This window comes from Vibrio sp. SG41-7 (assembly GCF_014164465.1).
Taxonomy (GTDB): Bacteria; Pseudomonadota; Gammaproteobacteria; order Enterobacterales; family Vibrionaceae; genus Vibrio; species Vibrio splendidus.
In genome coordinates, this window is sequence record NZ_JACJFF010000047.1 from 1 (window position 1) to 23,567 (window position 23,567).

20 protein-coding genes are annotated in these 23,567 nt (G+C 45.4%); 7 read left to right on the top strand and 13 right to left on the bottom strand.

What is annotated here, in order from left to right; all coding sequences use genetic code 11:
* Positions 1-184: 184 nt before the first annotated feature.
* The 3 genes from H5300_RS13750 to H5300_RS13760 form a co-directional block, all read right to left on the bottom strand.
* Entirely contained in the window at positions 185-1,228 is a 1,044-nt protein-coding gene (locus H5300_RS13750; RefSeq protein ID WP_004731658.1) for a GMP reductase, read from the bottom strand.
* 866 nt (positions 1,229-2,094) lie between these two features.
* Positions 2,095-2,532 carry a PAS domain-containing protein gene (locus H5300_RS13755; RefSeq protein WP_004731659.1) on the bottom strand — a complete coding sequence of 146 codons (438 nt, stop codon included), beginning with the start codon at positions 2,530-2,532 and terminating at the stop codon, positions 2,095-2,097.
* 1 nt (position 2,533) lies between these two features.
* The gene (locus H5300_RS13760) at positions 2,534-3,538 is read right to left on the bottom strand and encodes a response regulator (protein ID WP_004731662.1); all 1,005 of its coding nucleotides are present in this window, start codon (positions 3,536-3,538) and stop codon (positions 2,534-2,536) included.
* Positions 3,539-3,640: 102 nt separating this feature from the next.
* Here H5300_RS13760 and H5300_RS13765 point away from each other — a divergent pair, with 102 nt between their 5' ends.
* Positions 3,641-3,838, top strand: a complete 198-nt coding sequence (locus tag H5300_RS13765; RefSeq protein ID WP_182796202.1) for a hypothetical protein — start codon at positions 3,641-3,643, stop codon at positions 3,836-3,838.
* Between the two features lie 27 nt (positions 3,839-3,865).
* Here H5300_RS13765 and H5300_RS13770 read toward each other — a convergent pair whose 3' ends face one another.
* Complete coding sequence (locus tag H5300_RS13770; protein WP_004731665.1) at positions 3,866-4,111, bottom strand: hypothetical protein; 246 nt, start codon at positions 4,109-4,111, stop codon at positions 3,866-3,868.
* Between the two features lie 226 nt (positions 4,112-4,337).
* Here H5300_RS13770 and H5300_RS13775 point away from each other — a divergent pair, with 226 nt between their 5' ends.
* Positions 4,338-4,775, top strand: a complete 438-nt coding sequence (locus tag H5300_RS13775; RefSeq protein WP_017087288.1) for a Spy/CpxP family protein refolding chaperone — start codon at positions 4,338-4,340, stop codon at positions 4,773-4,775.
* A gap of 172 nt (positions 4,776-4,947) precedes the next feature.
* On the opposite strand, the gene H5300_RS13780 is transcribed toward H5300_RS13775, so the two are convergent.
* The gene (locus H5300_RS13780; RefSeq protein WP_017089225.1) at positions 4,948-6,300 is read right to left on the bottom strand and encodes an MATE family efflux transporter; all 1,353 of its coding nucleotides are present in this window, start codon (positions 6,298-6,300) and stop codon (positions 4,948-4,950) included.
* A 100-nt stretch (positions 6,301-6,400) separates the two neighbouring features.
* Here H5300_RS13780 and H5300_RS13785 point away from each other — a divergent pair, with 100 nt between their 5' ends.
* Together H5300_RS13785 and H5300_RS13790 are read left to right on the top strand one after the other, a co-directional pair.
* Positions 6,401-7,372, top strand: a complete 972-nt coding sequence (locus tag H5300_RS13785; RefSeq protein ID WP_102440804.1) for a LysR family transcriptional regulator — start codon at positions 6,401-6,403, stop codon at positions 7,370-7,372.
* Between the two features lie 133 nt (positions 7,373-7,505).
* Positions 7,506-8,627: an NAD(P)/FAD-dependent oxidoreductase gene (locus H5300_RS13790; RefSeq protein WP_182796185.1), complete on the top strand. Its 1,122-nt coding sequence runs from the start codon at positions 7,506-7,508 to the stop codon at positions 8,625-8,627.
* 117 nt (positions 8,628-8,744) lie between these two features.
* Here H5300_RS13790 and H5300_RS13795 read toward each other — a convergent pair whose 3' ends face one another.
* Positions 8,745-10,145, bottom strand: a complete 1,401-nt coding sequence (locus H5300_RS13795) for an alpha-amylase family protein (protein ID WP_182796186.1) — start codon at positions 10,143-10,145, stop codon at positions 8,745-8,747.
* 269 nt (positions 10,146-10,414) lie between these two features.
* Here H5300_RS13795 and H5300_RS13800 point away from each other — a divergent pair, with 269 nt between their 5' ends.
* Positions 10,415-11,314 (top strand): DMT family transporter, encoded by a 900-nt coding sequence (locus H5300_RS13800; protein ID WP_182796187.1) that lies wholly within the window; start codon positions 10,415-10,417, stop codon positions 11,312-11,314.
* 153 nt (positions 11,315-11,467) lie between these two features.
* On the opposite strand, the gene H5300_RS13805 is transcribed toward H5300_RS13800, so the two are convergent.
* The 7 genes from H5300_RS13805 to H5300_RS13835 form a co-directional block, all read right to left on the bottom strand.
* Positions 11,468-11,887, bottom strand: a complete 420-nt coding sequence (locus H5300_RS13805; protein ID WP_004731682.1) for a VOC family protein — start codon at positions 11,885-11,887, stop codon at positions 11,468-11,470.
* Between the two features lie 229 nt (positions 11,888-12,116).
* The gene (gene fecE / locus H5300_RS13810; protein WP_102488903.1) at positions 12,117-12,881 is read right to left on the bottom strand and encodes a Fe(3+) dicitrate ABC transporter ATP-binding protein FecE; all 765 of its coding nucleotides are present in this window, start codon (positions 12,879-12,881) and stop codon (positions 12,117-12,119) included.
* A 2-nt stretch (positions 12,882-12,883) separates the two neighbouring features.
* Positions 12,884-13,855, bottom strand: a complete 972-nt coding sequence (locus H5300_RS13815) for an iron ABC transporter permease (RefSeq protein ID WP_004731686.1) — start codon at positions 13,853-13,855, stop codon at positions 12,884-12,886.
* Positions 13,855-14,889, bottom strand: a complete 1,035-nt coding sequence (locus H5300_RS13820) for an iron ABC transporter permease (protein ID WP_182796188.1) — start codon at positions 14,887-14,889, stop codon at positions 13,855-13,857. Before H5300_RS13820 ends, H5300_RS13815 begins: the two co-directional genes overlap by 1 nt.
* On the bottom strand, positions 14,886-15,863 hold the full coding sequence (locus H5300_RS13825; RefSeq protein WP_182796189.1) for a Fe(3+) dicitrate ABC transporter substrate-binding protein: 978 nt from the start codon (positions 15,861-15,863) through the stop codon (positions 14,886-14,888). The genes H5300_RS13820 and H5300_RS13825 overlap by 4 nt, the downstream gene beginning before the upstream one ends.
* Before the next feature lie 87 nt (positions 15,864-15,950).
* Positions 15,951-18,080, bottom strand: coding sequence for a TonB-dependent siderophore receptor (locus H5300_RS13830; RefSeq protein WP_182796190.1), 2,130 nt, complete (start codon positions 18,078-18,080; stop codon positions 15,951-15,953).
* A gap of 184 nt (positions 18,081-18,264) precedes the next feature.
* Positions 18,265-20,301 carry a TonB-dependent siderophore receptor gene (locus tag H5300_RS13835; RefSeq protein WP_182796191.1) on the bottom strand — a complete coding sequence of 679 codons (2,037 nt, stop codon included), beginning with the start codon at positions 20,299-20,301 and terminating at the stop codon, positions 18,265-18,267.
* Positions 20,302-20,542: 241 nt separating this feature from the next.
* Here H5300_RS13835 and H5300_RS13840 point away from each other — a divergent pair, with 241 nt between their 5' ends.
* Positions 20,543-21,754: an acetyl-CoA carboxylase biotin carboxylase subunit family protein gene (locus tag H5300_RS13840; protein ID WP_061021996.1), complete on the top strand. Its 1,212-nt coding sequence runs from the start codon at positions 20,543-20,545 to the stop codon at positions 21,752-21,754.
* On the top strand, positions 21,751-23,562 hold the full coding sequence (locus tag H5300_RS13845; protein WP_182796192.1) for an IucA/IucC family siderophore biosynthesis protein: 1,812 nt from the start codon (positions 21,751-21,753) through the stop codon (positions 23,560-23,562). Before H5300_RS13840 ends, H5300_RS13845 begins: the two co-directional genes overlap by 4 nt.
* Positions 23,563-23,567: the final 5 nt, after the last annotated feature.

Genomic DNA, 23,567 nt, shown 5'->3' on the forward strand with positions numbered 1-23,567 from the left:
AGGGGCTTTCTTTCTGCTCATAACAAACAGGATGAAGCACTGGAATGATCACTCAATAGTAAAAAGTGGATCAAGTGCTGAGTGTCACACTTTTTCTGTCAATAGGGGCTTGGTGAACACTTACAAAAAAAGAGCCACTCTAAAGTGGCTCAATTCTTAAAATTTTAAACAAGTGTTTTAAACGTTACTCTTTACCGAATACGTTGTTTTCTTGCTCTTGTACACGGATGAAAGTCGTACGCTTAGTCAGCTCTTTAAGCTTTGCTGCGCCTACGTATGTACAAGTTGAACGTACACCACCAAGGATGTCAGAAATCGTGTAATGAACTGAACCACGGTATGGAAGTAAAACAGTTTTACCTTCCGCAGCACGGTACTTAGCAACACCACCTGAGTGCTTGTCCATAGCCGACTGTGAAGACATGCCGTAGAACTTCATGTATTGCTTGCCGTCTTGCTCTACTACTTCACCGCCCGACTCAGAGTGACCAGCTAGCATGCCGCCTAGCATTACGAAATCAGCACCGCCGCCGAACGCTTTAGATACGTCACCCGCACATGAACAGCCACCGTCACCGATGATCATGCCGCCAAGGCCGTGTGCTGCGTCGCCACACTCGATGATTGCAGAAAGTTGAGGGTAACCTACGCCTGTTTTAACACGTGTAGTACAAACAGAACCAGGGCCGATACCAACCTTAACAATGTCTGCGCCAGCTAGAATTAGCTCTTCAACCATGTCACCCGTTACAACGTTACCAGCAGAGATAACTTTAGTCGGGAATTCTGCACGTACTTTCTGTACGAACTCAACAAGGTGCTCTGAGTAGCCGTTAGCGATATCGATACAGATGAATACAAACTCTTCGCTAAGAGCCATGATCTTCTTAACTTTCTCGAACTCAGCTTCAGATGTACCTGTTGATACAAATACGTTGTTCAGTGTTTTCTTGTCTGCTGTTTTAGCGAACTCAGCCCACTGCTCTACTGTGTAGTGCTTGTGTACTGCAGTCATAACACCGTGCTCTGCTAGAGCAGCTGCCATTTCAAAGCTTGCTACCGAATCCATGTTCGCTGCAATTACTGGAGTACCAGACCATTGACGACCGCTATGCTTGAATGTAAAATCGCGGGTTAATTCAACTTGAGAACGGCTTTTAAGGGTAGAACGCTTCGGACGGAAGAGTACATCTTTGAAACCTAACTTAAGTTCTTGTTCGATACGCATGGTGTTTTCCTTGATTCATAAAATTATGTGTCTCTCGCGAAATGCGTAGTAAAACCGTTGGCAGACGAGTTTACTTTTCTTCGGACACAAAAAAACCGGAGCGTTGGCAGACGCTCCGGTTTTCAGCATTATAGGTCGTGATTTAGTAACAGCAAGTCTGATATTTCACTTTTTTTTATGCTATCCTCTCAAAGATTCCATATCCGCTAAAACTCTCTCAGTTACACTTCCCAACTAAATTCTTATTAATTAATAACTTAGCGAACCATTCACGCAAGCGCTGTTGGTTTATTGCGCAACCGTTTTCGTCCCTTTTTTACGTAATGTCCCCCTCACAAAGCAAATATGTGAAGAAAGTGCCTCGAAATCACATAAAAACCACACTTTTCTCCAACAAAAAAATGCCTTTTTTCTTAAATAAATTCGATTATTTTCTAATTTTTATCTGTTTTTGACCAAATTGGCTAATATCGTGACGTTTCTGTTTTGCGGTCACTTGGAAAAGTAGAGTGAAAAGGACTCAATCTAGAGACCAATATTCACTTGGGTTTGAGAGTCGAGCCCTCGCACTCCATTAAATGAAGCTTTCAAGCTTAGATTTTATGAATCCAATTTCTATTCACCCGTAGCATTACCGTTCCAAAAGCACGTTTCGTGGCTGCCCTTTCGTTCATTTAACCTGGAAGACTCTGCAAAGCGCTCAGAAAAAGAGGATGGGTTGACGTGAAAAACTGGGGAAAAGATAAGATTTGAAGAATAGAAAGCAAAAAAATGGCTAAGGTGGTTAACCTTAGCCATTTTTATTCGCTGATCAGACCGATGCTAATACGCACATAGAAAAGTGCAGTTTAGTGAATAGAGCAGTGTTAGTTCTTTTGAGAGACTAACGCTTCTGCAGTCGCATCTTGAATAGACAAGAACAATGAGCTGACTTGTCCTGTTGGTGAGCGCATCGGGTTCAGCGTCACGTTCTGATACATGAAATCGGCTTGTTGAGTTACAGGGCGAACATTGCGGCACTTAAACAGATAAGGCCTTTGTTGCCATGTAATGAAGCTGCGGCAGCCTAAATCGTAGACTGGCTTGGTTTTCAGTCTAAACCACTCTTCTGGGATCTCAGGGAACAGTTCAAAGATAGACTTACCGATCGCATCATGCGATTGCTTACCGCTATGGTGTGTCATAAAGCCATTCCAAACTTGTACCTGAAAGTCACGATTAATGACCACCAGCCCCATATCGACGTTTTGAACCATGTCCACCATCCAGTGGAACTGTTCAAATTCAGCAGGAAGATTCAGCATATTAAAACTCCTCCATTAGGTAGGCCAATTTGTTGTCTAGAAGAGGCAGAGACTCATCAACGAACATAAATAGAAGGTCACAACGGATTGAAGTGCCATCAATGTTGTAACTGACTTCAAAGGTCATGGTCTTCTTAAACGAGCCGCTGGTATTTTCAATGACAGAATCAATCGAGATATGTTGCCCAAGCAGCACAGGTGAGCTTTGGAAGAAACGAACTTCTGATTGCTCCCCTAACCCATTCAAGAATGAGCCAACTAAGATGTTCGACACATCCATCAGCAGTTCTAACTCTTCAAGCTGTTCGCTTTCGGTAGGCACTTTCATGAGCTTCTTAAGATCGCTCACGCTGGAATCACTCAGTAAGACTAATGCTTCGCCTGCAATGCCTTCTCCGCTGAAGCCTTGGCAAACACCCGACACTTGGTCGTTATCCGCTAGGTCACGAAGTGCCATGTGCAATTCACTCACTTCGAAAATGTTGACGTTCGGCAGTGGTAAATGAACAAATACATTGAAGTGACGAGCCAGTGCATCAGCGGCACGGCCTATCGCAACGTTCGCGACTTCCATATAGATATCGCGTCTGCGAAGTATTGGCAGTTCTAAAGCGGTTGGAGTAATGATCTGAGGCTGTTTTGGCGGCTCAACATGCTCACGTAAAATAGCTTTTAGCGCTTCTTTATCGATTGGCTTTTGTAAAAACGCTTTGGCACCGAGATCCAGCACCTTCTGTTGTGCTTTTGGTTGTATGTCACCCGAAACAACGACAACGGGCGTGGTATCACCCAAACGTTGCATCTCTTCCAAAGTGCCATAGCCGTCCAATTCCGGCATGGTGAGGTCGAGGAACATCAATTTAAATTGGTTTTGAGCTAACTCTTCAAGTGCATTAAGCCCATGAACAGCAAAAGTTATATCTGCATTTAGAGAACTAGGCAGTGATCGAGCCATCTGCTTCCTTGCTAACGCAGAATCATCACATATAAGAACTGGGAACGACATAAATGCACCACCGACAAATTAAAGCTAATTCGGACGAGTGTAACAGAACATTATAGTATCAGGTACGGGGTGAATGAATTTATGTGTAGATTATTAGTAAGAATGATGGAACAAGCAGGTGAGTTATTATCTGGCATTATTCTTCATGAAAAACAATATGCTACAAAGGTAATAACCGTTCATCATTATAGAGTAATAGCACTTTTAGATAGAGCAATAGAGCTAATTTATGAAATGGCAGCCTTAATAAGTGAGTTTATTAAGGCTCGGTTTGCTCATTCATTTATCGGCTTTATGTAACTATGACAAGAGACGTAATGTGAACAACTAGAACTGATATGAAGGCCATAAAATCAGTAATGCGAAACGTATAACCACAGCAAACACCAATAAAGCGATACCCAAACGATACCATTTGTATTCCGCGATACTCATTGGGATACGCTTATAAAACATCGTAATCACGCCCTTCCAATCACTACTGCGTCTTCCATACTGCATCATGCTCGTCAAAACAAACAGTGCGCCAAGCACTAACATTCCTTTTTCAGCCCAGAACAATCCAACTTCCATTTGTGTATTCCTTGATAAAACGGTGAGCAACTCAAATCATTCTAGTCACCTTTACGCTCAGTTTCTGTAAGACCAAGGTCTAACCCACTATCTACTTACTTGAAGGTACTTATCTGAACGAATTTAAGTGAACGTAAATCGCTGAGCACACTTAACTGAACAGCGTGTTCATATCGAGTTCAGCTTCGCCATCTATACTCATGTTTCCGCTAACAGGAGAAATTCAATGAAATCACTGAAAAAGTCGCTTTGTGTATTAACTGCTTCAGCTCTACTCGTTACCGCTCCGTTTGTGAGTGCTTCATCACCACAACAACCGCCACAGCCAGCAGTGAGCCCGCTGCAAATGGTTATTGCTTCTTTAAACCTAAGCGAAGAGCAACACGCGGAAGTCATCTCCCTTGTTGAAGGCTACCAATCTGATAGAACACAGATTGACATGGATAGCGCAATCGAGCTCAAGAAGAAACAGATCAGCCTTGTGACTCAACCTGATTTCAATGAAGCCGAGATGGAAAAGATCATCGACACCGTTCAAGCAACCGAGAAGTCGATGGTGATGCAAGAGATGCGTCTCAAGAACAACATTTATAATGTGTTAACTGAAGAGCAGAAAGAGCAGTTCAAAACCATGATGAAGTCTGCGCTCTCTGGTGGAAAGTAGTCTGGTGGAAAATAGTCTGGCAATAAATCGTCTGGTAGAAAATAGCTGCCCCTAATCCTGATATTGATTCACTCCCATCTCCCCCGGAAAAGGGAGAATCTGAATAGACAACAAAAAGCCGCAGTCATTATGATGACTGCGGCTTTTTTGTGTTCAGTACACCATTAGCAAATCACGTATAAGCATGATTCGACAAATCCGGAGACTTGCTGTTCTTTTGGATGACACGCATCAATTGGATAAGCAGCAGAATACCTGTCACGCCCAAACCAACGCCGATTCCACCCCAGATCCCTGCCAATTCAAATTTTGGCATCAAATACCAAGCGGCAGGTAGGCCAAATACCCAGTAACCGATAGCAGTCATCACGGTTGGCATGGAGACAATCTTCATGCCTCTTAGCAAGTTAATTGCCAGTAACTGCCAAGCATCGACAATAAAGCACAACGCCACTACCCAGATAACAGAAGCCAACAGTGAGGTCATCGCGCCAGTGCCATCGTCCAGCTTAAAGATAGACGCGATCATTTCCGGCCATATGATGAACACGGCAGACAACGCAACGCTCAACACCGACACTAAGATAAAGCTGAGAATCGAGGTTCTTTTGATCCCTTCGTAATTACCCGCACCGAAATCACGCCCCACCAAAATCGCCGCAGCTTGTGAGAAACCGAAATTGAAGTTCCAAGTAAAGCTCAAGCATTGCAGCAGAATTTGGTGTAAGGCTAACGAAGCAATACTGATCGTGCCCGCCATCAAGGTGCCGCCGTAAATAAGGCCATGTTCAAGTAATGCTGCTAATCCGATAGGTAAACCCATCATTAAAAGCGGACTCATCAACTTAATTGAATACTCTTCAGTGTTTAACCAAGGGGCGAACTGTCTGAATTCGTCACGTTTGAATACCCAGACCGTGTATCCAACCATCACGATAAATGCCGCGATAGCCGTACCTAGCCCTAACCCCGTTAAGCCCATGTCTAATTGGAAGGTTAAGAAGTAGCTGACTGGCACATTCAGAATTACGGTGATAATAGACATCACAAGAATGGAGCGCACATTGCCAAACGCGCTGGTTAAGCCGCGAAGCACCAATAAGATCAGCGAAGGTAACATCACCCACTTCAAAGCATGGACATATTCCATGGCTAAAGTGATCACTTCTGGCGGCTGTTTGGCTGCTTCTAATACCAACGGAGCAAACCAGAAGCTGGCCATTAAGGTCACGCTGAGCACGAATGCCAACATGGTTGCGCCTTTCACAGCCAATCTAATTTGCGTATTACCAAATTCTGGGCGTGCGACCCGCTGTCCATAAGCGATCGCGATCAAGTTCGCGACACAACCCACGGTGCTGCTCGCAATAATAAAGATGAAAAAGTAGATAGAGGCGCCTAAGCCACCAGCCGCAAGGGCTGACACACTGATACGCGACATCATCCAAACATCAGTAAGGACTAACGCCATAGAGATCAGCTGTGAAATGATCAAAGGGAATGCAAGAGTGAGTATTTTTTTCATGAGCGCCTCAGGTAATTTCGCCCAAAATACGATCGATGACGCTGGCGTTCAATTGATAAATTTGCGACTCTAGCATTCCATAAACTTATGCGAACGAATTATGACCCCATATCCTAGCTTGCCATCCTCACATAATGGCTTAAAAGCGTTTGAAGCTGCTGCAAGGCTGATGAGCTTTACTCTGGCTGCCGAAGAGCTGCATGTGACACAAAGTGCAATCAGCCGACAGATCAAACAGCTTGAAGATGAGTTAAACGCATCACTGGTTATTCGTAAGCATCGAGCGATTGAATTAACGGTACAAGGTCATGATTTGTATGTGGCTTTGCGAGAAAGCTACGGCAATATCGAAGCTGTCATTGCCTCTTGGAGTGAGCCCAAGCAGAAACGTATTGTGATCAAAGCGACCTTGAGTTTCGCAACGCGAGTATTGATCTCTAAAGTGCGGGAATTAAACGAGCGTTATCAAGATCATGAGATCGTCATTGTTCCTGTAATTGAAGAAGACGAATCGATTAATAGTAGTGAGTATGATCTGCTGATCTTCCACACGCGCTTCAAAAAGCGCTATGACAAGGCACCTGACATCACCTTCTTGCGTGAAGAATTCATGGCGCCGGTCTGCTCGACTAGCTTAACTAATTCTGCCAACTTAACGAATAAAGACACCGACCTCGATTCGATCTTAACCATGCCACGGTTGCACCCGACCTTAGATCATCACGACTGGAAAGTGTGGTTGGCCGATGTTGAATTCCCACCAAAGAAACCCGTCAGAAATACCAGTTTCTTGTCTTTAGATATGGCACTCAGTGCTTGTTTATCCGGTGAAGGCGTTACGGTCACGGATCTATTGTTAGTACAACAAGATCTCCAACGAGGCTTCTTGTACTGCCCTAAGAATGCAAAGATCCAACACAGTGCTTGGACTTACTTCATGCACCAACGTACTCACACGCCTATCATCAATGACCTTATTGAATGGCTTAGGGAAGAGACAGCAAAAGAGATCGAGTTGCTTAAATCACTATCCCATCAGAACCATTGGTTTGGTGTTATCCAAGATCATTAGGGGATCGGTGCCTCATTTTTTAAAACTGCATTAACCTTATAATTTATAACGTTTATTTATCGATTCGAATGACCTATCTTACGCCCTATGAACCAGTACACAGATATTGGCATCTTATTCTTAGGAGAAAGTCATGGAACAACAACGTCTCAAAGTCGCAATTATTGGTGCGGGGCTGAATGGTTTAGCTCTCGCATTATCACTGCGTAAATTTGGTATTAAAGCTCGAATATACGAAAAAGCAGCACAACCACGTGCTGACGGTACTGGCATCGTTATGTGGCCAGAAGGCATGCAAGTACTTGCGGCACTGGTTGGTGTCGATAAAGTCAAAGCTGCGTGTAACCAAGTCGATACCATCTCGACATTAACGGCGACAGGGTTGCCCATCAACACACTCAATATGAGTGACTCTCCGAGTAAAGCTAACGCGCCAATTGGTTTATTTCACCGCAGCCGTTTATACCAACTGCTATTAAATGAGCTAGGAGATGACTGCATCGTCACCAACCAAACCTGCGCTGTTATTCAAAACGACGATGAGCCGCAAATTCTGATCAACGGCGAACCCATTGATGCGGATATTATTGTGGGTGCCGACGGCGTGTTCTCTCAAGTGAGAAAGTTTGTCGCGCCTGATGTGTCGTTAAGACAACCGAACGTCTATTGTTGCCGTGGTGAGATTGATTTCAAAGCACCTGAAATCAGCGATGATGAGTGTTATGTTTTTGCGGGTGATAAATCTCGAATCGTAACCTACACCTACGATCGAGAAACCCAAGGAAAATACTGGTTTGCTGCGTGTGCCGTTCAAGAGGGTGAAACGCTGTCTAAACAAACCGTGTTAGAGCAATTCTCTCACTATCCGAGCTATTTACTGGATATGATTCGAGATACACCTGAATCGAAGATCTTGCCTTCTCCACTCACCGATGTTGCTCCATTTGATACTTGGTATCGTGGCAATGCTGTTCTACTGGGAGATTCTTGTTGCGCAGTGCTCCCGACCATGGGTATCGGATTCAGCTTGGGCATTGAGAACGCTTACGTATTGGCACAAAGCATTGCCTCTAATTTTGAAGGTACAGAGCAAGCATTCAAACGCTATCAGCAGCGTGCTCAGCAACGTTCGCATGAACTACAAAACATCACACACCGACTGAGTGAGTTGACTTACAAAGATAAGTTCAACCCAATCGAAGTAGCTGAGCTTTACCAACAGTTCGCCATTGCCAATAGTCGTTCGCCTTTCTAAACATTTGGCTCGTAAAAACGCGCCAGTTGCAAACGACTCGTTTACAAAACAATAAGCCGCAGCAAATACTGCGGCTTATTCTATCTACCCGTGATGTTTCACTTTATTGAGCAAACATTAAAGCTTAAACATACGCGCACTGCGTGGCGGTAAGTTGAAGGTGTGGTAACGAGAAGTCACGGTTTCTGTCGCGCTGCTTAATACGTCTTTGTATTGAACATTCCAATTGAATTCATGTTGGTAGGTATCAACCGTCACGCCACGGGTTTCGCCACACTTGTTAATACCAACAACGCCTTCTTTGCCACGCTTAAACAACAAAGTACATTGGTCGCTCGAGATCATCGTCATCGGTTTACCTTGCATCGCGTTATGGAAACTCAGCATATTCTTCATATTCGAGCTATTCCAAACATTACCCCAACGACCGTTATCCTTGTCTTCAGAATCCGGTAGGTCATCGCTGTAGATCAACGGCGTACCGCCATCTTTACCAAGGATATAAGCGTAAGCAAGCTGCTCGTCTTGTGGATCCATAATTTGGTAACGGAAACCGTCATTGGTTGGAATATCATGTGTGATCGCAAAAGTAATTGAACGGTTGTCATCGAGTGCTTGGCCGTACGCTTTTGGATCATGTAGCTGATTCAAACCACCGCCCATTGAGAATGCCGAACGAATCGACGCAAACAGCGGGAAATCGTACGCGGAGTGATTAGTATTATTCAGGTACGGCGCTAAGAATGACTCATAGCCGCTGTTCCCTGCTCCACCGCTGGTAATCACCTCGCCAAACACATGCATGTTCGCAGTAATTTCAGATGTGAATACCTGATCGATTTGGTACTGGCTCATGTGTTTTACCGCATCAATACGGAAACCTTTGATCCCCATATCTTTTAGCGCTTTCAGATATAAACGTTGCTGTGAAACCACCCAGTTATTCGGATCGAGATCAGGCAAGCCTACATCGCCATCGGCACCACACAAACGCCAGTACTGAACGTGACCAGGATCGTTCCAATCTGAAATACAGCCAGCGGCATGGAAATCGTTAGCCGAGACAAAACCTTGCGCTAAGCTGCCAAACAGAGTCTGATCAGCATAGTAACTTGAACGGCTCGCATAATCGTTTAGCACTTCAGTGCCTGGGTAATCCAAGCCACTTCGCTTCCAGCTTTCATTCGCCATATGGTTCAACACCACATCGGCATACACATCAACACCCACACCTTTGAGTGCGGCAATCATTGCGACTAAATCTTGTTTGTTGCCGAGAGGTGAATCAATGGTACGAAGGTCTTGAGGTTGGTAACGCGCCCACCATTGGCTGCCGCTAGACTTCATCGCTGGTGCAACAAGCACCTTCTTATAGCCAGCTTGTGCAATTTGATCGGCGTTGGCCGTTACGTCCGAATACTTCCAATTGAAAGCATGCAAAATAGTGTCAGCATAAGTGGCTGAGCTAAAAGAACAAACGGCAAGTGCGGATATGAGTAGGGTATTGATTGGTTTCATAGAACATATCTCTCATTATAAATTCACAAGAATGATATGAATAAGAACGACAATTAAAACGACGGATAAATCAGAGTTGAATTAGCGTCACCTTCTGTTGATGGTGATTTTATAAAACTGAGCTATCGCCGATGTTATGCGGGATGAGTTTTGAACAGAACTGAAATGAGAATTAATTGAATCAAGTTGACCAGAACAGGACAAAGACTTTGGTCGGCTCTTCTAAACTACGTTATGATTCCTTTTCCCCTCAACCAATTGATATTTTTATGCCTTCTTTCTCTTTTTCACTGATCCCTGTAGGGGTTCGGTTCATGATCCTTTCTGCTTTTGGATTCGCACTGATGTCAGCTTGTGTGAAATACGTTAGCAATTACGGCATACCTGTATTTGAAATTGTTGCAGCAAGGGCTTTGGTGTCTTTGATCATCAGCTACATCGACGTCAAACGAAAAGGCATTTCTATCTGGGGCAATAACAAGCCTCTGTTGTTTGTTCGTGGCGCTGTTGGTACCGCAGCCTTGATGTGTGTTTACTACGCTGTGACCACTTTGCCATTAGCGGAAGCGACCATTCTACAATACGTTCACCCTGTATTTACCGCCCTACTTGGCGTGTTATTTCTGAAAGAACGCGTCCAAAAATCGACCATGATATGCATTGTATTCTGCCTAGCGGGATTATCGGTAATGGTACAGCCAAGCATGAACAGCAGCGCGAGCAGCGAGTTGCCGCTATTCAGTATTATGCTGGCGTTGTGTGGCGCGTTTGGTAGCTCAATTGCTTATGTGATTGTAAGAAAGCTTAGCCAAACTGAAGACAGCTCAGTGATCATCTTCTACTTCCCACTGGTCGCTCTGCCAATATCGACCGCCCTGATCTGGAACGACTTTGTATGGCCTAGCCTTTTCTTAACCATGATGCTGGTTCTGGTCGGAATTTTCACTCAGATCGGCCAATATGGTTTGACCAAAGCAATGCAAACTCAAGCAGCTGGTAAAGCTTCGGCTTACTCATACGTTCAGATCGTATTCTCAGCACTATTAGGTGTTTGGGCGTTCAATGAGATTCCATCAGTTTGGACCTACCTAGGTGGTGGCCTTATTGTGACGGGTGCTCTTATCAATGTGTTTGGCAAACAACTGTTGGTGCCGTTTAAAGCTAAGTAGACACCAACTAAAAGAGCTCAACATCAGTTAGCCAATCAGCGATTAAATAGATCTAAAATGGGCATTGCGGATTATTCCACAATGCCCTTTTCTATAAATGCTCTAGCGCGTTTTCATTCAGCTAACCAACTTTAACAAAGCGGCGTATTACGGCTAGCTTGTGGCGTTACGTAGTTTTGGATCGTCACTCAAATACTCAACAAACTCGATTTCAAAGCCCGCCGGATCCACAAAGTAGACGTTTTTACGATAAGGTTCTTCGGCACCGGGTTTGGCAATTGGGAAGCCTGCATCAACAAGGCGCTTGGTTACGCTTTCGATATTATTGGTCACATAAGCGAAGTGCGCGAGACCAACAGAGTGCCCAGCCAAATCTCTATTTTCACCTTCGCCGTGATCGCTCAACGCTATATATTGGTACTCGTCACCAAAATGCAGCCAGTTACGTGGCTTACCCGACCATTCACCTTTTCCTTCATCACGGACGTACCAATGAGGGAACGCCGCTTTATAGAAAACCAGCATTTCTGGGATGTCTTTTACCACTAAATTCACATGTTCAAGTTGGATCATTCTTCTCTCCTTAAAGTATTCTCGTAAGCAACGTTGCATATCCTAATACCTCAAGTTAAGTTGAGGTAAAGGGTTAATTTACATTTATTTTCGAGAACGTTTTTAGAGCCCAAATTGTTCTGCTTTGACTACATACAAACTTTAAGTTTAGACGACTTAATCTAATGTGGCTTCCTTGCCTGTGTTCTGTTCTTTGTGCCTTGGTGATCTCGTTGTTCAGAACAGATAACTAAATCGCGACACACATTGGCGTATTTGAAATAGGATCACGAAACACGCTCGCTTTGAGATCAAACACCTTACTGAGCATAGTTTCGGTCATCACCTCATCAGGCGAGCCTTCTGCTATTAAGCACCCTTTTTCCAAAACCACTAGATGGTCGCAGTAACGACTGGCTTGGTTAAGATCATGCAACACAACAACCACCGTTTTTCCTTTGGCATTCATCTGTTGCATCAGGTTCATTAATTCCACCTGGTGAGACATATCAAGGTATGTGGTCGGTTCATCCAACATCACTACGTCCGTATCTTGTGCAATTACCATCGCAATCCATGCTCTTTGACGCTGGCCACCAGACAGTGACTCAACAGGCTTATCAGCAAACTCAAGCACACCTGTATCACGCATAGCTTGTTCGACAATCCTTTGATCGTCCTGCCCTAGCCTCCCCCAATGAGACACATAAGGCGAACGGCCATATTCGACCAACTTTCTTACCGTGATCCCCTCAGGGCTTACCAAGATTTGCGGAAGAAGTGACAACGAACGAGCAAGCGCTTTATCGCCATAGCTTGATAGCGGTTTGTCTTCAAACAACACCTCTCCAGCCACTGGTTTGTTAATTCTGACTAACGTCTTTAACAAGGTAGATTTACCGCACCCGTTAGGTCCTATCAATGCGGTGATTTTTCCCTTAGGGATAGAAACCGACAGGTTCGGTATGATCGTTTGTTTGCCGTACGCGACGGAAAGATTCTGCGTTTTAAGCATGGTTACCAACCTCGATAACGATAGAGAAGAAAGATGAAATAAGGCGCGCCAATCACAGACGTGAGAACGCCTGCTGGCAATTCAATAGGTGGTTGTAGACCTCTGGCCAACCCATCAGCGCTGGTAACCAGAATTGCCCCTACCAGTGCAGATGCTGGGATTAACAACTTATGATTATGCCCAAACAACAAGCGTGCTACGTGAGGCGCCAATAAACCCACAAAACTGATCGTTCCAGCAACAGAAACGCTAACACTGGCAAGCAATACAGCGGCCAATAACGCGAGAGCTTGAATCTGTTTTGGATTAGTGCCCAATGTGGTCGCACTTTCCTCGCCAAGCCCCATCACATCTAATCGCCACGCCAACCATAATGCCATGGGTAACAACAAGAGCAGCGCACTCCAAATAAACGGGACTTGCTGCCAGTTTCGCCCCCAAAGGCTGCCAGTAAGCCACACCATAGCCGTGTTGATCTCGATCGGGTTGGTGACCAGCAAGAAGTCGATACAACTGGCCAGAAACGCACTCACTGCAATACCAATCAGCGCCAATTTGGCGGGTGTTGGCCTTGACCACCATGCCAATACAGCAATCAGCCCAGCAGCCAATACCCCACCGAACATCGCCACAACCGGAAGCACACTGACTGGTGCATTGGGGAACCAAACTAAACTCGCTGTCGCAGCAAGGCCTGCCCCGGCGCTAATACCCATAAGATCAGGCGATGCTAACGGATTACGTATCACGCCTTGCACTAATACCCCTGAAAGCCCTAACCCTGCGCCCACGCTTATCGCGAGCAACATACGTGGTAGCCGATACTGATGGATAACAAAGTCGTCGCTGGAAAACGCGACCAAATGTTCGATGACTTGAGAAACAGAAAGCGAAGCTGCGCCGACAAACAAACCTGCGGATGCCACTAATATGAGAATCCCTGATAACAAAACTATCTTAGTGTGATGGTGCATTAAGATCTCCTCGTCGCAATCAAAATAAAACAAGGTGTTCCGAGCAAAGCAGTAATAACACCAACGGGTGTTTCAGTCGGGAAAGCAATCGCTCGCGACAGTGCATCTGACCAAGACACTAATGCTGCGCCTGCCAATGCTGAAATAGGAATCAGTAAATGATAATTGTGCCCAACCATAGGTCGAACCAAATGAGGCACTAACAATCCAACAAAGCCAATTGGCCCTGCGATAGCGACGCTTGCTCCGGCAAGCAACACGATCGTCAGTCCACTCACGAGGCGAGTAAACCTGATGTTGCTGCCCAACCCCACTGCAACTTCTTCGCCAAGTGCCAGTAAGTTGAGGTTGCGGGCAAGACTCATTGCCAACACCAAACCAATCACTACAGGCGGCCAAAGCTGTTGCCATTGCTCATCATCCACACTAGACAGTGAGCCAGTAAGCCAATGCAAGACGCTATAAGCCATGTCGTCAGCAAGAATCAGCGCCGCTCGTGTCAGTCCGAGCAATAACGCAGTAATGGCGATACCCGCGAGAACCAAACGTAACGGATGAGAACGTTCGGAGAAAAAACCACCGAGGAGCATCACGGCACCGCCGCTTAGCAATGCACCAAGAACCGCATTAAGGATTGGGTTTAAATCACTAACCACAGGTATGCCTATTGCAGCTAACGCCATAAAACAGGCCGCGCCAGCGTTAATGCCAAGAATCGACGGAGACGCGAGTGGATTGCGCGTCAAACCTTGCATCAATAACCCAGCGACGGCCAAACTCGCACCAATCAATAGCCCAGCACAAGTTCTTGGCGCTCTTAGCGTCGCCAATATTTGATGAGTCATGTTGCTTTCATCAAACGCAAACCAGTAGTGAATCAAGTCACTCAATGTTAAAGAGAAATTAGACCACCCGGTCATAGAGGCTGCGTAACCAGATAGTGCCAAACACGACACTAGTGCAGTAAATAATATGACTCGCCACGACAGTATTGGCCAGAATCGCTTACTTTTAGAGAACAACATCGTACTCATGATGGATCCAAGATCTGCTCAAGATTTTTCGCCATTTGTTCTGCCGCTAACATGCCTCGGTTCAATGACCAAAGTGCTGGTGACACTTCTACAACTTGCTGTTTTTTTGCAGAGGTTAGTACATTGAATAACGGATTTTTCTGCCAATCATCAACAATATTTGGATGAGAGTAAGCGCCAAGGAGCAACCAATCCGGATTGGTTTTCAACAACAACTCAAAGCTGGTTGGTAAATATGCCTTCTCTGTTGGTTTCACAATAGGGCTCGCAATGCCTAATTCGGTCAACACGCCACCTGCGTAAGATGCAGGGCTATGTAACCACATACCTTTATCCGACACGACAGCGAATTGGACGGTTTGTTTGAGCGAGAAATGACTTTTGAATTCAGCCATGGCGTGTTGATGTTGTTGAATTCGTTGTTCCATTGACGATTGTTTATCGAGAGCGATGCCAATCTTGAGCGCAGACTCCAAATTTTCTTGATACGTCTCGCCGCGGCTTTTAAGCAGCAGCGTTGGTGCGATGCGTTGTAGATCTTGATATACAGTACGATGACGCTCTGCATCTGCGATGATCAGGTCAGGCTTTAATACCGCAATGGCTTCTAGGCTAGGCTGAGAACGCATGCCAACCGATTCCCATGGTTGAACCAATTCACGCACCGCCGGAATCACTCGCGAAGCATCATTGTCATCGGCAACACCAACAGGAGAAACCCCCACCGCAGCTAGCGCATCTACAAATGAGAACTCCAACACCACAATACGTTGCGGAGTAGTCGCTATCTCAAACTGACCCTGCTCATCTTGTATGACCCTGGTTTGTGCTGAACTGGAGAATGAAAACAAGCTTAAAACCAGCAAAGCTAAGGTTATCGCTATCCTGCTAAATAAACACTGCTTATTGAGTGACAGCAGTCCGTTCGACAGCATCAATTGATTCGAAAACAAAAGGCGAGAGTTGTTTTCCATATTTAATTTTCCTTAAACGCTAGAGCCGTGAAAGTCGCCAAGAGTATTGGCGACTTTTATTCGTTATTACTTTCAATAAATTACGTATTAGAACTGATAATTCAGATCCAAAGTGTAAGAACGTCCTGGTGCTGGATAACGACCAACCGGGCTGGTATCAATACCGCGGAAGTAATAGTCCTCATCAAACAAGTTGTTCACCGCAAGGTTCATTCGCAGCTTACTGTTTTCATCCTTGTACAAATCCGAACCTAGGTTAAAGTTCCAGACCATGTAGGCAGGCACTTTACCTGTCGCGCCCGTTGCATCTTCGGCACTTGTATTCGCATTGTCAGAGTAAGACTCGCTGAAGTAGTAACCAGACAAAGTCGTATCTACCTTGTTAAAGGCGTAAGTCGCATCCCAACTGAATTGATGTTTAGACGTATAAGGAAGTTGATTACCTTTGTTTGCACCCTCTTCCTCTAACGTTGCATCTAAGTAGTTATAGCCAGCGCCCAAACTCAAAGCTTGCATCGCTTGAGGAATATAACGACCAGAGAGCTCAACACCTTGGTGAAGTGTTTTACCAATGTTATCGAAAGTTTGGGTAGCACTTTGCCATTGCAGCTGATCTTCAAAATCAATGCGGTAAAGTGCAATGTTAAAGCTGGTTGAATCTTGGTTGTAGCGAGCACCCAACTCGTAGTTCCACGCTAGCTCACTGCCCTCTTCACCCTTGCCTCGAATGTAAGCGATTTGTGGTGCACGCAGAGATTTCTGTGCATTAGTGTAACCAACCCATTGCTCTGTCAGGTGGTATGCCACGGTTAAGCCCGGCAACCACTCCGTCACTTTGTTGTCTGTGCTCTGTGCTGTACCCAGATCATCAAATGTCATATCAATCGATTCGTAACGAATACCCGGCGTGACTTTCAGTACGTCATTGAACAGGCCGATTTCATTGCTGATGTAACCAGCAAAAGCGTCAGTATCTAAGTGCCAATCACGTGGGGTTGTTGTAGCACCACCAGCAATTGGCGTTTGAGTCAGCTTGTAATCGATATCTTCGTTGACGTAGCGTGCCCCAGCAATCACATTTTGCGTTACGGTATTTCCGTCAAAGTACATCGCGAGTTTAGGTTCAACACCATAAACAGCAAATTCACGTGGTGACGTACGAATATCGGTTGATGGTAATGCCGGGTCCGCCCAGTGACCGCCAGCGCTGTTAAAGCCCCATTGGAAGAAACGCTCAGAACGGTGGCCAAACGTCAGTATTTCTAATTCGGCGCTATCTGCAATATTCAAGTCATGTAAATATTTCAGACTCCAACGCGTTGAAGTGCCTTGATATTCATCGTATGGACGCTTCGACTGAGTACGATCTTTGTCATAATCATCTGGCGATAAAGCACCGGGCATTTGGGTGTCGGCATCATAGCGTTGAACGAAAGCTTGTAGCTCTTGAGTATCACTCAGTAACCATTGCAGTTTCGCTTGGAAGTTTTTGACATCTGTGTCGGAGTGTTCACGGAAGCTTTCACCTTTTAAGAAATTCCCCTCGACTTGAAGTGCCAGCGTATCGGTTAACCAACCACCCGTTCGCAGGTAAAAGTCGTTGAGCGGCGTATCGCCATCCTCGAATACAGTAAAGCGATTACTGATTTCCGTTTGCCACTCATGTGGAATAGGCTTGGTCACCAAATTGATCACACCACCGACGTTGTTTGGTCCATACTGAACCGCAGCACCGCCTCGCACAATATCAATACGATCAAGCATCGACAGCGTTGCAGGGAAAATTGATTGTCCTGTGTGACCATACGGCGCCAGTGTCAGAGGAACACCATCCATTAGGAATTGAGCGTGCCCACTACGACTCGCTTTCAAACCACGCACTGAGATGTTAGGTAAAACACCGGTGCCCGTTTCGTCTTGAACCTTAATGCCCGGTACACTTTGGAAGGCAGAGTCAATCGAGAGTGCGCCAGTCTTTTTAATTTGTTCATTAGTCAGAACAGTACGAGCTCCCGGATACTCTTTCACATCCTCAAGTTCTGAATTACCGATCAAGCTGCCCGTCACGACAACCGTTTCCATGGTCGTCGTTTGTGGATCTGACGCGGCAAATGCGCCCATGGAAGTCACTGAAGCGATGGCCATTGCAAGGGCACTTAGACGCAACTTTTGATGTGATTGAGTACAGGGTTTACCATCCAAATTCTGGTAAGGCATGAAAATCTCCTAAATAGGCAAGTTAGGATCAAAGGCCATGTTTACGATTCGGCGCTTTGATCCTATGGGCTAAACGGCCTCAAAATGAAGCCAACTGTTCACTCACTCGTAGTGAACAAATCAATCGTTTTTAGAGTCGAACTAGCTCTTAGAAATGAACGAACTCTTAGAAATGAATTAGCTTTTAAAACTGATAGCCGTAGCTGAGCATAAATTCGGCTGGTGCTCCGTAACCAATCTGATTAGTACCAGACGTACCGTTGGTTGCGCCCAGAATGTATTTCTCATTAAGCACGTTGTAAGCATTCGCTTGAACTTTGTGACGACCCGTGGTGTACGCTGCCATCAAGTCAACCGTGGTGTAGTCACCCAGAGCTACCGCTTCATCATTACCCGCGTAACGGTCGCCTACGTATTTCACGCCACCACCTAAACGCCAGTTATCGTCTAACTGATAAGTGCTCCAAAGAGAGAACAAATGATCAGACACATCGTTTGGCTTTTTGTCTGTCTCTTTGTTCTCCGCGTCTAAATAGCTGTAGCCTACAGAAATGTCCCACTGCTCGGTAAACTGACCGCGAGCTTCTAATTCAATACCTTGGTGACGAGCTTCGATCTTGTTAACAACGTCGCCGTCTATATTCGTTTCTGGTTGCTCTTGATCAATTTGGAAGACCGCAGCATTCAGCATCAAAGCGTTATCTAATAGGTAAGCTTTTGCGCCAATTTCTTTTAGATCGGTGTGGAAGAATTCTGCTAATTTAGGGTTGATGTAGATACCTGAGTAAGGCAATTGCCATGAACGAGCTAAGCTTGCGTACACTGACATATCGTTGTTGATTCGGTAGACCAAACCACCGCGGTAGCTCACTTTGTCATCGTCTAGATTCTCTTTTGCTGAGCCCGCTTTTTGCTGTTCAAGCTCCATCGAGTCGTAACGCACATTGCCGATCACTGAAAGATCACCAAAGGTGTAAACGTCTTGAATGTAGACACCTGTCGTCGTTGTCGTGTTATCACGGAAAGGTTTGAAACCCGGATCAGGTGTTGGGCCTGCTACAGGGTTGTAGATATCTTTTGGAGGTAAGGTTTTATCACTTGCGAGCGTTAAGTCGATATTGATCTGATTATAATCCGCACCGATCATCATTTGGTTCGAATCGGTTTCCCAAACTAGCTCAGATTGAAGAGTCGTCGTGGTACGAGGATCGTAACCGAAGTTATTTACAGTCTGAGATACTTCATTCCCAGTTACCGTCCCTTGGCGTGTACCCTTTTGCTCAAGCTCGATATGGTTGTATGCTGCGCGGTTTGTCCATGCCCATTCACTGTTCAAAAGCCATTCATAATTAACGCCAACACGGATGCTGTCTGACTCTTGATAGTCATTCGTGCCACCGTAAAATGTGCTTTCAGAGACATCGACAGGCTTACCATTTTTAGATGGAACACCACGATATGGCACTAGCTCTTGGTGCGCATATTCTACATCGAGATCAATGGTATGCCCCTCAGCAGGCAATACACGAATGGTGGGTGCGATAAAGAAATCATTAGAGTCGACGTGATCTACATAGGAATCAGACTGTCGACTTTCCACGTTGATACGACCACTAACCTTGTCACTAAGCGCCATCGAGCTGTCAACCTGACCAACAAAAAGATTATTGCTGCCAACACTGCCATTGACGTGTGTGAAATTATCACCGTTAGCGCGCTTGGTGACCAAATTAATGATACCGCCCGCAGAACCTCGGCCGTAAAGTGCGCCTGCAGGGCCCTTTACCACTTCGACACGTTCGATATTCGCTAGGCTTCGGTACGATTGCAGAGTCCCGTCATCACGCATACCATCACGGTACATGTCGTTGAGCGCATCAAAACCACGAATCACAAATTGGTCTCGGCTTCCCTCACCCAAGGTATTGTTAACCCCTGCAACACCATCAAGTGCATCCACCAAACGTACAGCACCTCGGTCTTCCATTTCCGTCTTTGTGACCACCGATACTGCCTGCGGTACATCCAACCATTCGACATCCGTTTTGGTACCCGACTGCGGCATGTGCTCCGCGTAACCTTCGTACTGATGACCAATAACTTGTAGAGTTTCATCCACCGTTACTTCTTCTGCAGCCATTACATTCGACACGGTAGCCACTACGGTTAATGCACCTCCAATAGCCAAAGCGAGAGGGGACAAGGCCAATCTAATGTTCATTTTCTAATTCCGTTTTAGTTTATAAAATAACAATATTGCGAATAAGAACAAATATCATTTATATTTGCAATATATATTTTTTGATCTATATTTGCTTTGCAATATGCAACACCACTAATGATATAAGAATCAATAAAAACAATAAGATAGAAAAATTCTCTTTCTTTTAACCCCGAAAGAGAGCACTTGAAAGCGAGTTGTGAGCAGGCGACAACAACGTTTTGGAAATTAGGAAAGCCCCATGAAATCTACGATAATCATCGTGAGTCACGTCGTGAATGATGCGATCACTCACGGCTTCGTGCCGACAGCAAAAGCGATGGGTCTCCACGTCATTTTGATCACAGACCACAAACTCAACCACTTAAAACTGGCAAATGAAGATGACCGCTTTAATCCCGATGAAATTTTGGAATGCGATGTCTTCAACCCTCTTGAACTCATCGAAATCATCACAGAGCAAGAGCTAGAACCTCATGCTGTTTTCAGTAACAGCGACCACCTACAAACTTCCACCGCAATCTGTGCACAGTTCTTTGGCGTGCCGACTAAAGATTGGAATGTGACTCTTAAGGCGAAAAACAAATACTTAACTCGTCAGGTTCTCAACGAAAAATCGTTACCTAATACTCAAAGTGTTTTGTTAAGTCGAGAGAGCGCTCCTGTATTCGATTTCGATTTTCCTGTCGTTGCGAAGCCCAAGGAAGGCGTGGCTAGTTTAGACGTGCAGCGCTGCGAGTCTGCAGCTGAGCTGGATAACTATTGCGATACGTTTTGGCAAAAGCACCCTACGGCTCCCATTTTGGTTGAGGCGTTTTTACAAGGTCCGCTTATCACTGTCGAAACCATTGGCGACGGGGAAAATTTAGTCGCACTTGGTGGGTTCGATGTAGAACTCTCTGCGCCACCTTACTTCATCGAAACAGCGGCGAGTTGGAATGGTATTAACAGCGTGCACTACCGAGAAGAATGTATACGTCAGCTTCAAACATTTGGGGTGGGGTTTGGTGTCTGTCATAGCGAATTCATCATCACAGATTCGGGGCCGGTACTGGTCGAGATCAACTATCGAAGTATTGGTGATGGCCGGGAATTTTTGCTTGATAACCTCAGTGGCGGGAATTGGTTCAATACCATCTTAAATCTTCACTTGGGTCACAAGCTTGACCCTATATTTCGTATTGATGGCAGTGCCCATGTGCACTATGTAGTGGCGCAACAAAGCGGTTTGATTGAAGGGTCATCAACCTCTTTCATTCACCAAGAGGGCGATATTGTCACTCAACAGCAAGTGCTTAAGAAGGTTGGTGAGACGTTCCAACAAAGTTTCTCCAACAAGGATTACCTAGCGAGAATTTCGGTCGTTTCTCCTTCTGGTCGAACACTAGAACCCGCGCTACAACAGGCAATCTCTCGCTTCAATCTAACAGCAACAAACGAGGTAACAGCATGAATGAAAACGCGTTATACCTCACTCAACGCTTAGTCGATACTTGCTTGCGTGAAGATTTATTCGGATTAGTTTCTCAAAGCCGATTTGAATCTCAGCTCCCGAGTACACTCAAGTTATCTTCTTATCCTCGTAATCAAATTTGGGCTGTTTTTGAGGGTTCAGACTTTACACTCTACTTGCCCGTTACTCCGAGCTATTACATGCAGCGTTGGGTATACGGCCAAACAGATGGTTCGAAAGGTGATGGTTGGCTCATCGAGAGAAATGGTGTCGTTGAAGTACAGCAGCACTATCAAGATTGGATCGAATTACTGAAAGTGAGTGCTCACGAAAGCTCGCATTCGTTATTAGATGGTTATTTGCAAGAACTCGAATGCGCAGAAAAACACAAAGGATTATGTGATAGCGCATTCAGCCAGCACTCGGAAGCACTCATGCTGCCGATTTCTCAACTAGAACGTTGGGAGAAAAAGCTATTACGTGCCGATCAAATCGCATCCTATCTTGACCACCCTTACTACCCGACAGCACGTGCTAAGTTCGGTTTAAGCGATCACGACCTAGAGCAATTCGCGCCAGAATTTGCACAAAGCTTTGAACTTCGTTGGCTCGCAATCGAAAAGTCACTCGTTACATTGACCAGTCCACAACCAGAATGTTGGCCAACGATGGAGCAAGTGGGTCTGCCCGCCGATTTTGCTCTTAGCCATGAGTTATTCCCCGCACACCCATTAACACTAAGAAGTCTTGATCGACTTCCTGACGGTGTCATTGAAGCGCCGGTTGCGTGTCTTGAGGTGACTCCTACCCTGTCAGTGCGCACTGTGGTCGTGAATCAAGCACCACAGACCCACATCAAAGTACCGCTGATCATGCGATCTTTAGGTACTAAAAACATTCGCCTAATCAAACCATCGACGCTCTATGATGGGCATTGGTTTGAACGTTTATTGACGCACTTAGAGCAAACAGATCAAGACTTACGTGGCACGCTTTTCCATTGTAATGAGAAACATGGCGGCCATGTTGGAGACGATAAAACCTTTGCTTACATTGTGCGTGAATACCCGCTGAGTTACTTCCAAGACAAAGCACTAGTACCTGTGGCTGCGCTTGCCAGTCCAATGCCTGATGAACGTTTGTTCTTGGAACACCTCGCCGAGCAGTATTATCAGCAAGATACGCTGACTTGGTTTAAAGATTACGTTGATCTGCTTTGCAAAGTGCACCTTACATTGTGGATTCGTTACGGTATCGCTTTGGAGTCCAACCAACAAAACGCCATCATTGCATTCGATGAGCAAGGCAAGATGACCTTAACCATGAAAGACAACGATGCAGCGCGTATCTGGCCAGAACGTTTCCAAACGTTTGAACAACAATCGCCTGTAAAATGTGAGCAGCTTTTAGATCAACGCATCACTGTAGACAACGAACTTGCTCTTGGTCAGATGTTTACCACGATTACTTTGCAGTTAGACATTGCCGCGATTGTCGAAGCAATGGCGACGAAAGGAATCGCCACGTCAGCTTATCTGTATGAAGTGGTTGCCAATAGCCTTTCCCAACAGCTTAGCCAGTTGGACAAACAAGGACACAACACCAAGCTCGCAAACGAGATGTTGTTTGAGTCACCCAACCTATACGCTAAATATCTATTGAGCTCAGGTAGCTTGTTGTCTAAAGAGTCATCCGGTGCAAGCGATATCAATAAATTTTATGGCTTGTCAGCACCGAACTTTTTATTGCTAACCAGCGAAGAAGCACAACACGCTTACCTTGAAAACATCAAGCAGAGTGTGAGTTAACGCAT